This is a genomic window from Saccharopolyspora rhizosphaerae, assembly GCF_003931915.1.
GTDB lineage: Bacteria > Actinomycetota > Actinomycetes > Mycobacteriales > Pseudonocardiaceae > Saccharopolyspora > Saccharopolyspora rhizosphaerae.
Genome location: NZ_RSAA01000006.1, coordinates 186,908 through 201,494, shown reverse-complemented (window position 1 = coordinate 201,494; position 14,587 = coordinate 186,908). Strand labels below are relative to the sequence as shown.

12 protein-coding genes are annotated in these 14,587 nt (G+C 71.2%); 8 read left to right on the top strand and 4 right to left on the bottom strand.

Annotated elements, in window-relative coordinates; genetic code table 11:
* The first annotated feature begins 1 nt into the window (after nucleotide 1).
* From EIL87_RS06485 to EIL87_RS06470, 4 genes are all read left to right on the top strand, one after another.
* On the top strand, nucleotides 2-1,732 hold the full coding sequence (locus EIL87_RS06485) for a dihydroxyacetone kinase family protein (RefSeq protein WP_125089253.1): 1,731 nt from the start codon (nucleotides 2-4) through the stop codon (nucleotides 1,730-1,732).
* Nucleotides 1,729-2,205, top strand: coding sequence for a ribose-5-phosphate isomerase (locus EIL87_RS06480; protein WP_125089252.1), 477 nt, complete (start codon nucleotides 1,729-1,731; stop codon nucleotides 2,203-2,205). The genes EIL87_RS06485 and EIL87_RS06480 overlap by 4 nt, the downstream gene beginning before the upstream one ends.
* A 10-nt stretch (nucleotides 2,206-2,215) precedes the next feature.
* Complete coding sequence (locus EIL87_RS06475; protein WP_125089251.1) at nucleotides 2,216-2,863, top strand: class II aldolase/adducin family protein; 648 nt, start codon at nucleotides 2,216-2,218, stop codon at nucleotides 2,861-2,863.
* 450 nt (nucleotides 2,864-3,313) lie between these two features.
* The gene (locus EIL87_RS06470; protein WP_125089250.1) at nucleotides 3,314-4,624 is read left to right on the top strand and encodes a GNAT family N-acetyltransferase; all 1,311 of its coding nucleotides are present in this window, start codon (nucleotides 3,314-3,316) and stop codon (nucleotides 4,622-4,624) included.
* 42 nt (nucleotides 4,625-4,666) lie between these two features.
* Here the strand turns inward: EIL87_RS06470 and idi are convergent, their stop codons facing one another.
* Nucleotides 4,667-5,245: an isopentenyl-diphosphate Delta-isomerase gene (gene idi, locus EIL87_RS06465; protein ID WP_125089249.1), complete on the bottom strand. Its 579-nt coding sequence runs from the start codon at nucleotides 5,243-5,245 to the stop codon at nucleotides 4,667-4,669.
* Between the two features lie 348 nt (nucleotides 5,246-5,593).
* Here idi and EIL87_RS06460 point away from each other — a divergent pair, with 348 nt between their 5' ends.
* Both EIL87_RS06460 and EIL87_RS06455 read left to right on the top strand, forming a co-directional pair.
* The gene (locus EIL87_RS06460; RefSeq protein WP_125089248.1) at nucleotides 5,594-6,583 is read left to right on the top strand and encodes a M28 family metallopeptidase; all 990 of its coding nucleotides are present in this window, start codon (nucleotides 5,594-5,596) and stop codon (nucleotides 6,581-6,583) included.
* Between the two features lie 355 nt (nucleotides 6,584-6,938).
* Nucleotides 6,939-7,478 (top strand): GNAT family N-acetyltransferase, encoded by a 540-nt coding sequence (locus tag EIL87_RS06455; RefSeq protein WP_125089247.1) that lies wholly within the window; start codon nucleotides 6,939-6,941, stop codon nucleotides 7,476-7,478.
* A 57-nt stretch (nucleotides 7,479-7,535) separates the two neighbouring features.
* On the opposite strand, the gene EIL87_RS06450 is transcribed toward EIL87_RS06455, so the two are convergent.
* Nucleotides 7,536-9,095, bottom strand: coding sequence for an aldehyde dehydrogenase family protein (locus EIL87_RS06450; protein ID WP_125089246.1), 1,560 nt, complete (start codon nucleotides 9,093-9,095; stop codon nucleotides 7,536-7,538).
* A gap of 320 nt (nucleotides 9,096-9,415) precedes the next feature.
* Here EIL87_RS06450 and EIL87_RS06445 point away from each other — a divergent pair, with 320 nt between their 5' ends.
* Entirely contained in the window at nucleotides 9,416-10,237 is an 822-nt protein-coding gene (locus EIL87_RS06445; RefSeq protein WP_125089245.1) for an SGNH/GDSL hydrolase family protein, read from the top strand.
* Between the two features lie 94 nt (nucleotides 10,238-10,331).
* On the opposite strand, the gene EIL87_RS06440 is transcribed toward EIL87_RS06445, so the two are convergent.
* Nucleotides 10,332-11,105 (bottom strand): SDR family oxidoreductase, encoded by a 774-nt coding sequence (locus tag EIL87_RS06440; protein ID WP_125089244.1) that lies wholly within the window; start codon nucleotides 11,103-11,105, stop codon nucleotides 10,332-10,334.
* Nucleotides 11,105-12,001 (bottom strand): dihydrodipicolinate synthase family protein, encoded by an 897-nt coding sequence (locus tag EIL87_RS06435; protein WP_125089243.1) that lies wholly within the window; start codon nucleotides 11,999-12,001, stop codon nucleotides 11,105-11,107. The genes EIL87_RS06440 and EIL87_RS06435 overlap by 1 nt, the downstream gene beginning before the upstream one ends.
* Before the next feature lie 969 nt (nucleotides 12,002-12,970).
* On the opposite strand from EIL87_RS06435, the gene EIL87_RS06430 reads away from it, so the two are divergent.
* Complete coding sequence (locus EIL87_RS06430) at nucleotides 12,971-14,563, top strand: sodium:solute symporter family protein (RefSeq protein WP_233576068.1); 1,593 nt, start codon at nucleotides 12,971-12,973, stop codon at nucleotides 14,561-14,563.
* Nucleotides 14,564-14,587: the final 24 nt, after the last annotated feature.

Below are 14,587 nucleotides of genomic sequence, written 5' to 3'. Positions count from 1 at the left end.
CGTGACGCGTTTGTACGACGACCCGGCCACTTTCACCGAGGACATGGTCACGGGGTTCGTGGCCGCGCACCCCGACCACGTCCGGCGCGTGCCGGGCGGGGTGGTGCGCTCCCGCCCGGCCCGTCCCGGCAAGGTCGCCGTGGTCACCGGCGGTGGCTCCGGGCACTACCCGGCGTTCTGCGGTGTCGTCGGCCCGGGTTTCGCCGACGGTGCGGTGATCGGCAACATCTTCACCTCGCCCTCCGCCGCCGACGCCTACTCGGTGGCCCGCGCGGCCGACCGGGGCGCGGGAGTGGTGTTCTCCTTCGGCAACTACGCCGGCGACAACATGAACTTCGGCCTGGCAGTGGAACGCCTGCAACGCGAGGGCATCCGCGCGCACAACGTGGTCGTCACCGACGACGTGGCCAGCGCGCCCGCCGAGGAGCAGGCCAAACGTCGCGGCGTGGTGGGCGATTTCGTGGTCTTCAAGGTCGCTTCCGCGGCCGCCGAGGAGGGCTACGACTTCGACGAGGTGGTGCGCGTCGCCGAGCACGCCAACGCCCGCACCCGCAGCCTCGGTGTCGCCTTCGACGGCTGCACCCTGCCCGGTCAGGACCACCCGCTGTTCGAGGTCCCCGAGGGCCGGATGGGTCTGGGGCTGGGCATCCACGGCGAGCCCGGGGTGTCCGAGACGCCGATGCCCTCGGCGTCGGAGCTGGCGAAGACGCTGGTCGACGGACTGCTGGCGGAAGCACCGGTCGAAAGCGGCCGGGTGACCGCGATCCTCAACGGGCTGGGCGCCACCAAGTACGAGGAGCTCTTCGTGGTGTGGGGCACGGTGTCGCGGCTGCTGGCCGAGGCCGGTGTCGAGGTCGTCGCACCGGAGGTGGGCGAGCTGGTGACCAGCCTGGACATGGCCGGGTGCTCGCTGACCGTGACCTGGCTGGACGACGAGCTGGAACGGCTCTGGCTCGCCCCCGCCGACACCCCCGCCTACCGCAGGGGTTCTACCGAATCGTCCACATCGGACGTCGAGGTCGAGGACCCGGTCTTGGTCGAGCCGGAAGTCGTGGTCGCCCCGCAGGTGGGGCAGGCGACCGCCGCCGAGGTGGTCGGCGCGTTGCGCGCGGTCGCGGACCTGTTGCGGGACAACGAGGACGAGCTCGGCAGGCTCGACGCGATCGCCGGCGACGGCGACCACGGACGAGGCATGACCCGGGGCAGCGTCGCTGCGGTCGAGGCGGCCGAATCCGCCGCCGCGCAGGGCGTGGGCCCGTCGGCGGTGCTGGTCGCCGCCGGTGACGCGTGGGCGTCCAAGGCCGGCGGCACCTCGGGCGTGCTGTGGGGAGCCGCGTTGCGGTCCTTCGGCGACCTGCTGCCCGACCACCGCGCGGCCACCGCTGCCGACCTGGCCGCGGGTGCTGAGGCCGCGCTCGCCTCGGTGCAGCGGCTCGGCCGGGCCGAGCTCGGTGACAAGACCCTGGTCGACGCCTTGGTGCCGTTCGCGGAAGACCTCCGCGGCGCGGTCGACGAGGGCAGCGGGGGCGCCGTGGCGTGGCGGCGCGCGGCGGCGGTGGCGACCAAGGCGGCCGCCGCCACCGCGGAACTGCGCCCGCGGACCGGGCGGGCCAGACCGCTCGCCGAGCGCAGCGTGGGGACACCGGACCCGGGCGCGACGTCGCTGGCGCTCGTGCTGACGCGGGTCGGAGAACTGATCGGACAGGATTCCGGAGGGGGACAGGACCAGTGAGCGAGCAGGCACTGCGCATCGTCGTCGGTTCCGACGACGCGGGCTTGGAGTACAAGAACGCGCTCAAGGCGGACCTGGAGGGCGACTCCCGGGTCGCCTCCGTGGTCGACGTCGGAGTCGGCGACGACGAGCACACCGCCTACCCGCACGTGGCGGTCCAGGCGGCCCGGCTGGTCGCCGAGGGCGAGGCCGACCGGGCTCTGCTGGTGTGCGGCACCGGGCTGGGCGTGGCCATCAGCGCCAACAAGGTGTCCGGCGTCCGGGCCGTCACCGCGCACGACAGCTACTCGGTCGAGCGCTCGGTGCTGAGCAACAACGCGCAGGTGCTGTGCTTCGGCCAGCGCGTGGTCGGGCTCGAACTGGCCCGCAAGCTCGCCGGCGAGTGGCTCGACTACCGTTTCGACACGAGTTCGGCCTCGGCCGACAAGGTCGCGGCGATCGACGGGTACGAGGGCACCGGAGTGGCCTGTTGAACGGGGAGGGATGAGCGCAGTGCGTCTGGCCGAGGAGCGCGACGAGGTCATCGACATCGCCCGGCGGATGACGTCCGACCGGCTGGTGGTGGGGACCTCCGGCAACGTGTCGGTGCGCGCCGGTGACCTGGTGGCGGTCACGCCCTCGGGCGTGGAGTACGACCAGCTGCGGACCGCCGACATCCCGCTGGTGGACCTCAGCGGCGAGGTCGTCGAGGGCGAGCTCGCACCGACCTCCGAGCTGCCGATGCACCTCACCGCCTACACCGAGCACGGGGCGGGGGCGGTGGTGCACACCCACTCGCTGCAGGCCACGGCGCTGTCGCTGCTGCGCGACGAGGTGCCCGCGGTGCACTACCAGCTGGCCGACTACGGCGGTGCGGTGCGCGTCGCCGACTACGCGACCTTCGGCACCCCGGCGCTGGCGAAGTCGATGTCGAAGGCGCTGCGCGACCGGAACGGCTGCATCTTGCGCAACCACGGCACGGTCACCATCGGTGGCACGCTCACCAAGGCCTACAACCGGGCGCGCCAGCTCGAGTGGCTCTGCGAGCTGTGGCTCACCGCGGCCAAGCTCGGCGACCCCGCCCTCCTCTCGGACGCCGAGCTCGAGCACTGCGCCACCCTCTTCGCGGGCTACGGCCAAACCCCCCGCTGAAGCCCCAGGAACAGCCCCGGGCCGCCGCGCCCGTGGGGCGCCGCGCCGGCGGGTGCTGCGCCGGCGGGTGCCGCGCCTGCGGGTGCCGCGCGGGGGTGCCGAGCCTGTGGGGCGCCGCGCCTGTGGGGGTCGAGCCCGTGGGATCGAGCAGCCTCGACGTGAGAGTCTTTCGGTTCGGGCGATTCCCGCCTGGCGCTGCGCGAGGGCGTTCACCTTTCGCGCGAAGTTCGAGGGCTGAACTTCCCCCTCGAACTTCTCGCGAAGTTCGGCGGCCGCCGTTCCCCGTCGAACTTCGCGCGAAGTCCGACGGGGGGACTCGACGGGGGAGAGCCGCAGGGGTCGCTGGTGGCGCCTCCGGGCGGAGCGGTCGGGTGAGCGGTTCCGAGCGCTGTTCACACGGGTGTCATCGCGGTTCGCGCTGGTGAAACACGGTGCGGGAAGCATGGGGGCATGACTTCCAGCGAGCACCGCCGAGCACCCGGGGACTGGTCCCGCGAGATCATCGAGCTTGCCGTGCTGTTCCTGGTCGCGGGGACGGCGAACCTCTTCCTCGGGGTGCCGGGCCACGCCGGAGCGGCGCTGGCGCTGCTGTGCACCGGCGCCGCGCTGGTGCCGGCGGGGGCGGCGGTGCGGTGGTGGTCGCGCCGCAGGCGCGCGGCCGATCGCGCCACCGCAGCGCTCTCGCCCGGTGCGCTCGGTGCGGATCCGGTGCACGTGCCGCAGGACCTGTGGCGGATCCGAGCCCGCGTGACCGACACGCCCGGGCGGCTGGCCACGCTCGCCGGGGCGCTGGCGGCGCTCGGCGGTGACATCCGGACCATGCAGGTGCACCCGGTGGCCGACGGCGCCGTGGACGAGGTGCTGCTGCACGTGCCCACCGAGGTCCGCCGCGCCGAGCTGGTCGCGGCGGTGGAGGCCGCCGGAGGGTACGGCGTGACGGCCTCGCGGGCCGACGTCCGCGAGCTCGACGACGTGCCCACGCGCACCGCCACGCTCGCGAACGACCTGGTCAACGGCCGCACCGACCTCGTGCGCGGGCTGCGTTCGCTGCTCGGTCACGTCGACGTGCGGTGGCAGGAGGAGGCCGAGCCGCCGATGGAGGTCGGTGTCTTCACCGAGACCGCGATGTGCCTGGTCGAACCCGGCGGCGGAGTGCTCGTGCTGACCCGTCCGGGCGGGGCGTTCACGCCGGCGGAGTACGCCCGCGCGCGTGCCCTGGTCGACCTGGCCGCCAGCTGCCGCGCCCGGGTCCGCCCGGTGGAGCGGACCGCGGTCACGCGCAGCGGCGCCGAGCTGGTCGTGCGCCCGGCTGACCGCGAGGACGTCGAGCTGGTCGCCGAGTTCCACGAGCGCTGCTCGAGCAGCACGCGGTTCCGCCGCTACTCCAGCCCTGGCCCGGCCCCCGGAGGACGCGGTCTGCGCAGGTTGCTGACCCCGGCCCTCGGCCGCACCTTGCTGGCGCTCAGGCCGGACGGGCAGGTCGTCGGCATGGGCAACCTGATGTACGACGGTGACACCGGTGAGCTCGCCCTGCTGGTGCGCGACGACTGGCAGCGCCGAGGCGTCGGCACCGCCCTCGCCGGGCAGATCGCCGAGCAGGCCGCGGACCTGGGCATCACGACGCTCACCGCGAGCACGCACATCGACAACACCGCGATCGCGCGCACCCTGCGGGCAGCGGGCATGAAGCTCGTCGGCGCACCCGAGCCCGGCGAGTGGCGCTGGGCGCGCGAGCTCAGCCCGACCGCGGTGGTCCGGTAGCAGACGCAGAACGGCCTTGAACTCGTGAGTTCGGGGCCGTCGTCACGCCACGCGGGCGGCGGGTGGCAGGTAGGTCGGGGCACCGATCGGCCACTGCGCGGGTTCTGGCCCCAGCTCGGTGAGCTCGCGGACCTGCAACGCGCACCACGGCGAGACCTCGACGTCACCGGCGAGCACACCGGTGCTGAACTCCTTCCACTGCACCCACCGGGTCCCGGCGACCTCGTCGGGGTTGGGTTCCGGTACGTCGTCGGCGAAAGCCACGAACACCGGGCACATCTCGTTCTCCGCGACGCCGTTGTCCATCGTCGCGCGGTAGCGGAACGCGGGCAGCGCGAGTTCGATGCCCCGCACCGTCAGGCCCAGCTCCTCGTTGAGGCGGCGGGTGATCGCCGCTTTCATCTCCTCCTCCGGAGCGGGGTGGCCGCAGCAGGTGTTGGTCCACACGCTCGGGAAGGTCCGCTTGTGGTGGGCCCGCTGGGTGAGCAGGAGTTCGCCGTGGTCGTTGAACACGTAGCAGGAGAACGCCAGGTGCAGCGGCGTTTCCCGGTGGTGCACGGTCGCCTTGTCCTCGACGCCTATCGCCTGGCCGGCCTCGTCGAGCAGGACCACCTGTTCCACGTGCGGTACCTCCCTGGGTTGGTGTGGGAACGATCTTCAGCTGGAACCGGGGCCTCGTCGAGCCCTGGACTCGCCTGCCGTACGACCCAGGCCGGTGCCCGCAGCGCCGTGACGACGTGTTGGTCCAGCTTGCCTCAGCCCGGCCGGAAGAACAACGCGAGCTGATCCTGCCCCTCCCGCCCCCGGACACCGCCCCTGACCAGCGCGGTGGGGTCCGGCCGGGAAACACGGCAAAAACGCGCTGCTCGGCGACTTCTCGTCAAAGCGGTCCCGGTCGTGCCCCTCGCCGATACGTTCGCCCGGCGAGGACGAGATCGATCGAGAGACATCGACGAAGGGGATCGCGGGATGCCGAACCGACCGACGCTCGCCACCGCTGCGGCGCTGGCAGCGGCCACGGCGCTGGTGCTGCCCACCGCGGCCGTCGCCGAGAGCAGCACGGGCACCGAGGGCCTGCGCGCCGGTACCCTGGCCGTGCAGGACCACTTGCAGGAGCTGCAGAACATCGCCGAGTCCCACGGCGGGAACCGCGCTTCGGGCACTCCCGGGTACCAGGCCTCGCTGGACTACATCAAGGGCCAGCTCGACCAGGCCGGCTTCACCACCACCGTCCAGGAATTCCCGTCCCTGGGCGGGACCGGCAAGAACCTGGTCGCCGAAACGCCCGGCGGGGACGCCAACCAGGTCGTCATGTTCGGCGCCCACCTCGACAGCGTTGGCGACGGGCCGGGCATCAACGACAACGGCACCGGATCGGCCGCGATCCTGCAGGCCGCCCTGGACTACGCGGCCGGCGGCGAGACCCCGACCAACAAGGTGCGCTTCGCCTTCTGGGGTGCCGAGGAAGAGGGGCTCGTGGGCTCCACGCACTACGTGGAGTCGCTCACGGAGGCCGAGCGGGGGAAGATCGCCGCTTACCTGAACTTCGACATGGTCGGCTCGCCCAACGCCGGCTACTTCACCTACGACGGCGACGACTCCGACGGGGTCGGCGCGGGGCCCGGTCCGGAGGGATCGGCGCAGATCGAGCAGTTGCTCAACGACTCGCTGAGCGCGGCCGGGGCGCCGGCGGAGGGGACCGACTTCGACGGCCGCTCCGACTACGGCCCCTTCATCGAGGTCGGGATCCCGGCGGGCGGGACGTTCACCGGTGCCGAGCAGAGCAAGACGCCCGAACAGGCCGAGAAGTGGGGCGGTCAGGCCGGTGAGGCGTTCGACCCCTGCTACCACCAGTCCTGCGACACCCTCGACAACGTCGACACCCAGGCCCTCGAGCGCAACTTCGCCGCCATCACCAACGCCGTGAAGGCCTACGCGGCGCAGTTCCCCCAGCCCTAGCACCGGGTTCGAGCCATCGGGAGAGGGAAAAGCCGTCCCCGGCAACCGCTGCAGCGCAGGCGGTGGTTGCCGGGGACGGCTGCTTCAGCCCCACGCCCACGCCGGTGGACCGATGCGGGAGACGGGTTCGGTGTCGAGAACCCCGCTCGTCGGGGTACATTCGTAGTCCGTTGTGGACGCACGGTCGGTCGCGCACCGCGGTCCGGACCCGGCGTTCTGCGACGCCCTGCTGGGCGGGTGTGACGCCCTGTTCCACCGCATCGGTTCGGGTCCTTGACGAGGGGACCACGGACGCTCCCACGCGGAGGACCGCTCAGGCGCTGCCGACCATCCGATCCCTGCCACCATGGGCGGTATGGCCGAACTGCGGAGCGTCCACACGGCGGACCTCGACGAAGCGTGCCGGCGAGCGGCGCGCAGCCTGCTGTGGGACGTCTTCGCCGAGGAGGACCCCATGACCGAGGAGGACTGGGAGCATTGCCTCGGAGGTCTGCACGTCCTCGCCTGGGAAGGTGACCGGCTGGTCGGGCACGCAGCGCTGGTGATGCGCCGCCTGCTGCTCGGGGACCGCGCCCTGCGCACCGGTTACGTCGAGGGCGTCGCCGTCAGCCGCGACCGCCAGGGCCAGGGCGTGGGCGGCGCGCTCATGGCCGAGGTCGAACGCGTGGTCCGCGCGGCCTACGACCTGGGAGCCCTCGGTGCCAGCGAGGTGGGTCGTCCCTTCTACGCCGCCCGCGGGTGGAAGCTCTGGCCCGCCCCGACCGGGGTGCTCACCAGCACGGGCGTCCGCCCGACCCCGGAGGCGGACGGCTGGATCTTCTACTACCCGGTCACGGCGCACCTGGACCTGACCGGGACGTTGATCTGCGAGCCTCGTCCCGGCGAAGCCTGGTGAGCCGACGCGAACGGGGCACCCCGCGCAAAGGGATGCCCCGTCCGGTCCTGCCGCGAATCAGGTCTGCGGGTAGCGGTGGTAGCCCGGGAAGTTGCCGTAGAGCTGTTCACCGGGCGGCCCCTGGGTGACGGCGTGCACGAGGTGCTGGCCGCCGACGAACGCGCCCTTCCAGGACGCGCCCCGGCCGCCGAACGGCTCGTCCCGGTCACCGCGCGAGCGCGGCTTGTTGGTGCCGACCTTGAACGCCTGGACGTGCTCGGAGAGCTCGGCCGCGAAGGCCTCGTCGTCGCAGGAGATGGTGGCGACCAGGGCGCCGTTGGAGGCGTTCATCTGGGCCAGCAGCTCGGCCTCGGTGTCGACCACGACGATCGTGTCCACCGGACCGAACGGCTCTTCGTGCATGAGCCTGCTCGCCCCGGGAGGTGCCAGCAGCGCCACCGGGGCCGCGTAGGCCGAGATGTCCTGGTCCTCCAGGAAGTGGCCCTGGGAGGGGTCGCCGTGGTGCAGCGGGACGGCGCCGTGGCGCAGCGCCTCGGCGACGCGGCCCTCCAGCTCGGTGGCCTTGGTCGCCGAGATCAGCGGCCCGAAGTCCAGCGCAGGCGGCTCGCCGTCCTCGGTGGCCAGCGGGTGGCCGAAGCGCACCGACTGGACCACCGGGAGGTAGGTCGCCAGGAACTTGTCCACCAGCTTGCGCTGCACGACGAACCGCGGGTAGGCGGTGCAGCGCTGCTTGGCGTACTCGAAGCCCTTGCGCAGGTGGGCGCTCAGGCCCTCCCAGTCGGAGAACTCCCACAGGCCCCAGGTGTTGAGGCCTTCCTGCTCCAGCATGTGCCGCTTGCCGGTGTCGACCAGCTGGGCGGCGATCTTGCCGCCGTTGGAGCGTCCGCCGACGAAGGCGAGGGCACCGACCTCGGGGGAGCGGACCAGCGGGTCCGACAGGGCTGACCCGTCGCCGGACAGCAGGGTGGCGGGCAGCCCCGCACGCGTCATCAGCGCGTGCGCGAGGGTCAGCGTCACCGCGCCGCCCTGCGTGGGCGTCTTGGCGATCACGGCGTTGCCCGCGAGCAGCTGCACGAGCTCGGCGTGCACCAGCACGCTCATCGGGTAGTTCCAGCTCGCGATGTTGCTGACCGGGCCGGGAAGCGGTTGGCGCTTGTAGGGGGCGCCCTCCACGTCCTGGTTGAGCATCTGCTCGGTGTGGTCGGCGTACCAGCGGGCGCCGCTGAGGCAGCGGTCGACGTCGGCGCAGGCGAGCTTCCACGGCTTGCCGATCTCCCAGGCCAGCAGCAGCGCGAGGTCGTCGCGGACCTGCGTCATCGCCTCGACGGCGCTGAGCACCGCCTCGCGGCGCTTGTCGTAGGGGGTCTGCGACCAGGACTCGTGCGCCCGTGCGGCGGCGTGCACCGCGTCCTGCGCGACCGCGGCGTCGACCTTGGGAAGCTGCGAGAAGACCGTGCCGTCCACCGGCGTGACCTGCGGCGCGGGTTCGCCGACGGCCCGCCAGCGGCGGTCGATGAGGTTGCGGGGCACGTCGTCGTCGAACGCCTCCGGTGCCGCGGCCACGGCCCGGGACAGCACCGCCGAAGCGGTCTGGTGATCGGGAACCCGGAGTGTCATACGCCCTCCTCAAAAACATTGGGACGGGGTGCCGGGAGGTGTAGAACTATCTCACGCCGGAGCGCCGCACGCCTGCTGCAATCGTGCGAATTCGAACAAGACGTACGTGCGTCTTGTGAACCTCTTCAGCGCCTCCGCGTAGCGCGATGACCGGGAAAACCGGCGAAATCGAACCCCGCGATTCTTCTGATGGCGTATGGCGCTGCCGTGTTCGGTGTGCCCCGATTCCCGGTTGCTGGCGGGTGTTCGCCAATTCCTCCGGAAATGGGCGCGGACTTCTTTCAATGAAGGAGCTTTTCGCGCTCCGAACGGAGGAAAACATGCGCCACGCAAGGTACCTCATCGGTGCGGTGACCGCGTGCTCGGTCGTCTCCGGCATGGCCACCGCTCCGGCCTTCGCAGCTGATTCCGACTCCGCCGCCGAAAACTCCGCCGCAGAGAACTACGTCGCACTGGGCGATTCCTACGCCTCGGGAACCGGTACTCGGGACTACTTCGAGGACAGCGGGGACTGCCTGCGCAGTCCCCGAGCCTATCCGCAGCTGTGGGCGGACTCGCACGACGTCGCCAGCTTCGAGTTCGCCGCGTGCTCGGGCGCGGTCACCGACGACGTCAACTCCTCGCAGCTCGGCTCGCTCAGCGAGGACACCACCCTGGTCACCATCTCCATCGGTGGCAACGACGTCGGTTTCGTCGACGTCATCACCAGCTGCGTCGCCGGGACCGACGAGGGGTGCGACAACGCGGTCAAGGACGCCACCGGAAAAGCCCAGAACGAGCTGCCCGACAAGCTCGACACCACCTACGCCAACATCCGAGCCGCCGCGCCCAACGCAGACGTCGTCGTGCTCGGCTACCCCCGCATCAACGAGATGGGCGACTGCGGGATCCCCTTCTACTCGGAGTACAAGCGCCAGCGGATCAACGAGGGCGCTGACGAGCTCGCCTCGGTGATCTCCGAACGCGCCTCGGCGGCCGGCTTCTCCTTCGCCGACGCCCGCGACGCCTTCTCCGGCCACGGCGTGTGCGCCTCCGACGAGTGGATCAACGGGCCCAGCAACCCCATCCAGGAGTCCTTCCACCCCGACGTCGACGGGCACGCCAACGCGTACCTGCCGACCCTGAACTCCGTCACCGGCTGACAACACCGGGGACGGGAGAGGCGTGTCGCGCGGATTCCCGTCGTTCCGCGCGACACGCCTCGTCTTCCTCGTCAGCTGTCCACCGCCGGGAACGTCACAGCGTGGGGACCAGACCACCGTCGCAGCGGATCGCGGTGCCGGTGATGTAGGAGGCGTGAGCGCTGCACAGGAACGCCGCCGTGGCGCCGAATTCGGCGGGCTCGCCGTAGCGCTTGGCGGGGATGAGCGACTCGCCGCGGGCGCGGACCTCCTCGACCGGCAGGTCTTCCTGCTCGGCCGTGGCGTTGTCCAGCGACGACAACCGGTCAGTGGCGATCCTCCCGGGTAGCAGGAGGTTCGCGGTGATGCCCTCGTCGGCCACGTCGATCGACAGGCTCTTCAAGTACGCGGCCAGCGCGCTGCGGCCGATGTTGGACAACGCCAGGTTCGGGATCGGTGCCTCGACGCCGCTGGAGGCGATCGCCAGCAGCCGGCCCCACCGGCGCTCCCGCATCCCCGGCAGCACCCCGCCGACCAGCTTCTGGTGCACCAGCAGCAGGTTCTGCACCGCTTCCGCGGTGTCCTCCGGTCCGACCTCGGAGGCGCTGGCCGGGCGCGGACCCGGACCGTTGAGCACCAGGACGTCGATGTCGCCCAGCGCGTCCTGCGCCGCCGACAGCAGTTGCTCGGCACCGCCCGGTGCCGTCAGGTCCACCTCGACGCCGGTGGCGCCGGGCAGCTCGGCGGCGATGGCCTTCGCCCGCTCACCGCGGCGGCCCGACACCACCACGTTGGCGCCCTCGGCGGCCAGCGCACGCGCCGTCGCCTCGCCCAGTCCACCCGTCGAGGCGCACACCAGCGCGTTGCGGCCGGCGATTCCCAGATCCATCAGTTCTCCACGTTCTCCACGGCGGCCAAGTGCCGATCCAGTTGTTCTGCAAGGGTTTCCGGCATCCCCGACGCGGGTGCTCGGACTCCGGAGCCGCTGATGAGGCCCCGCCGACGCAGGGCCTCCTTGCGGACCGCCAGTCCGATGCGGGCCTGCGCCTCGAAGTTCACCAGCGGCAGGTAGCCGAGGTAGGCCTCGAGCGCGGCCTGGTACCCGCCCCGCCACCACGCGTCCACGCAGGCCTTGAGGCCTTCGGGGAAGGAGAAGCCGGTCATCGCGCCCGCCGACCCCGCGGCCAGCTCGTCGAGCAGGCCGACGCCACCGAGCCCGCCGAACACCGGCACGCCGGTGCGCGCGGTCAGCGTGGCGATCGCCGGGGGAGTGGGGGGTGCCTCGGCCTTGACGGCCACCACGGACTCGACGCGCTCGACCGCCGCGGCCAGGTCCGCCGCGCTGATCGCCACGCCGGTGACCAACGGGTAGTCCTGGACCACCAGACCGGCTCCGGTCGCGGCGTGGACCGCGTCGAGCTGGCGTGCCAGCAGCTCCGGGTCGGGAGTGTTGACCTGGACCATCGCGCCCGCCAACCGGTCGCCGACCACCTCGGTGGCCAGCGCGACCTCGTCGATCACGGGTGCTGTGGAGGTGCTGGACGCACCCACCACGATCGGCAGGTCCGCGGAGTCGACCACGACCTCCAGCACCGCGCGCTTCTCCGCGGCCGACAAGCGCACCGCTTCGCCGAAGACGCCCAGCACCGTCAGCCCGGTGACGCCGATCCTGCTGTAGTGGTCGACCAGCTTCGCCAGCGACGCCGCGTCGACGTCCTGTGTGGATCCGGTGAACGGGGTGGCGACCACGCCCCAGACGCCGGGCGCGAGCGGTTCCGCAGCCATGTGCACCCTTCCCACCCAGCGGTTCGACCGGCGATCCTATGCACGTCGAATCTGATCGCGTCAAGCTCGCCCAGCGCCGGCCGGGCCACGGTGCGCAGTCGAACGAGCACCGCGCGTGCCCGGCGCGCACCGCGCTCGGACACGCCGGGCACCCGACACGCCGGTGTCGGCGGCGACGTCACTCCGCACCGGCGGTGACCAGGACGATCACCCGCGGTAGGGGTCGGTGCGGTGGCGCCACGCCGGAGCTCTTCAACCCCACAAGCGCGCCACGATCGGCTATGGTGGACGCCAGCGCTGGGCGGACCCCGGTCCCGCCGGGCGCTGATCAGTACTTGCGCAGTAGTGCACCGCACAGCAAGCCGAGCCGGTCCCAGGCGCCATGAGGGACCGAGCCCGGCTCCCGGGTGACCAAAAGGGAGGGACGGCGGAACGTCGTCTCGGTCATCCGCGTGGAAGAGCCCGCTGGCCACAGCAGCCAGCGGGTTTTTTCGTGCCCGGGTTCCCGCTGACCAGCGGCCTGGTCCCGCCCCGGCCGGGCCGTGGGAGCCGTTCGCTCAGCGGAGGAGGAGCTCCGCCGGTCCGCCGGGGGTCGGAGCTCCGGGCCGGACCACCCGACCGGTTCAGCGCAGAACGGCCGCAGGCCTCGACGGGCGCCGACATCACCTCGGGGAATCCTGCGTGCGCGAGGGGTGATCGCAGTGCGCGACTTCTCGGGGCCGGGACGGCTCAATTCTCAAGATGCGGAAGTTCTGACGAGTTCTGCTGTGGGGGAAGTTACTTCAAGGTTCAAAAAGGTGCGAATCCGATGTATTCGTTCTGGGCGGCTCGCAATTCTGGTCCGGACCCACGTGTGTCCGGACCAGAATTGCGGGCGAACCAGATGAACAGTTCGGAGGAGTAGTGTTCCAGCTCAGTGCGGTCACGACCGCTCTGTTATTGCTCGCTTTCTACGGGTTCACGTTCTTGATGACCCTCTCCATCCGGGAGAAGAAGGAGAACGTGGACGGGTTCATGGTCTCGAACGGCGCGGTGGGCTTCGGCATCTCCGCCGCGAGCATGACCGCGACCTGGGTGTGGGCCGCATCGCTGTACGCAGCGGCCAGCTCGGGCTACACCTACGGCGTTTCGGGGCCGATCCACTACGGGTTGTGGGGTGCGCTGATGATCCTGTGCATCTACCCGTTCGGTCGGCACTTCCGCCGGGTGGCGCCCAAGGCCCACACTCTGGCCGAGGTGATGCACGCGCGCCACGGCCGTTCCAGCCAGCTCATCCTGGCGGTCTCCAACATCGTCGGCAGCGTCATCAGCTTGACGGCCAACTTCACCGCCGCCGGGGCCCTGGTCGAGATCCTGACCCCGCTCTCGTTCCTGCACGGCGTCCTGATCGCGGCCGTGGGCGTGCTCTGCTACACCCTGTGGTCCGGTTTCCGGGCTTCGGTGCTGACCGACTTCGCCCAGCTCGTCGCGATGATGGTGGCCGCAGCGCTCATCGTCCCGATGGTGTTCTTCGCGACCGGCGGGATCGGTGCGCTGGACCAGGGCGTGGCCACGCTGACCACCGAGCAGGCGAACTTCTTCTCGGGTGAGGCGTTCCTGGAGCAGGGCGGCCCGTACCTGGCCGCGGTGCTCGCCTACGCCATCGGCAACCAGACCATCGCCCAGCGGCTGTTCGCGGTGCGCCAGGACCGCATCAAGAGCACCTTCATCACCGCGACCCTCGGCTACGCGGGCACCGTGATCGGCCTGGGCATGCTCGGCCTGCTCGCCGTGATGGTCGGCCTGCAGCCGCTGAACGGCGACATGAACAACATCATCCCGCAGATGGCGTCGGAGTACCTGTCCCCGGTGATGGTCGGCCTGCTGTTCATCATGGTGATCGGTTCGCTGTCGTCGACCGCGGACTCCGACCTCGCGGCGCTGTCGTCGCTGGTCATGACCGACATCTACGGCAAGAACCTCGCGCGCGGGAAGGTCAACCCGCGGACCATGCTGCACATCGGGCGGATCACCATGGTCGCGGCCACCGCGCTCGGCGTCATGTTCGCGGTGTCGAACTTCAACATCCTCGACCTGCTCGTGTTCGTGGGCGCGTTGTGGGGTGCGCTGGTGTTCCCGGTGATCGCCAGCTTCTACTGGGACCGCATCACCAACCGCGCCTTCACCGCCTCGGTGCTGGTCGCGCTGGTGTTCTTCCTGGTGGCGCGGTTCGAACTGCTGCCGCTGACCGGAGTCGTGGCCCTGGTGATGGAGATCGCCGCGGCGATCGGTGCCGCCGTGGTGTTCGGCTTCATGGCCTTCGGCCTCTTCGGCAAGCGCGTCGGCTTCTCGGTCGGTGCGGTGGCCGGGGTGGCGCTGCTGCCGCTCATCCTGGGCTTCCTGCGCGACTACCCGACCCTGCTCGGCTCGCTGGTGTCCTACGGCGTCAGCACCGTCGTGTGCGTCGCGATCAGCATGGCCGCGCAGGAGCGGTTCGACTTCTCAGTCATCGACCAGCGGGTCACCGAGTTCCAGATGCGGGAGGCCGGCACGCCGCCGGAACCCGTGGAAGCCGCCCGCTGACCGCCCTTCCGCGACGAACAACGG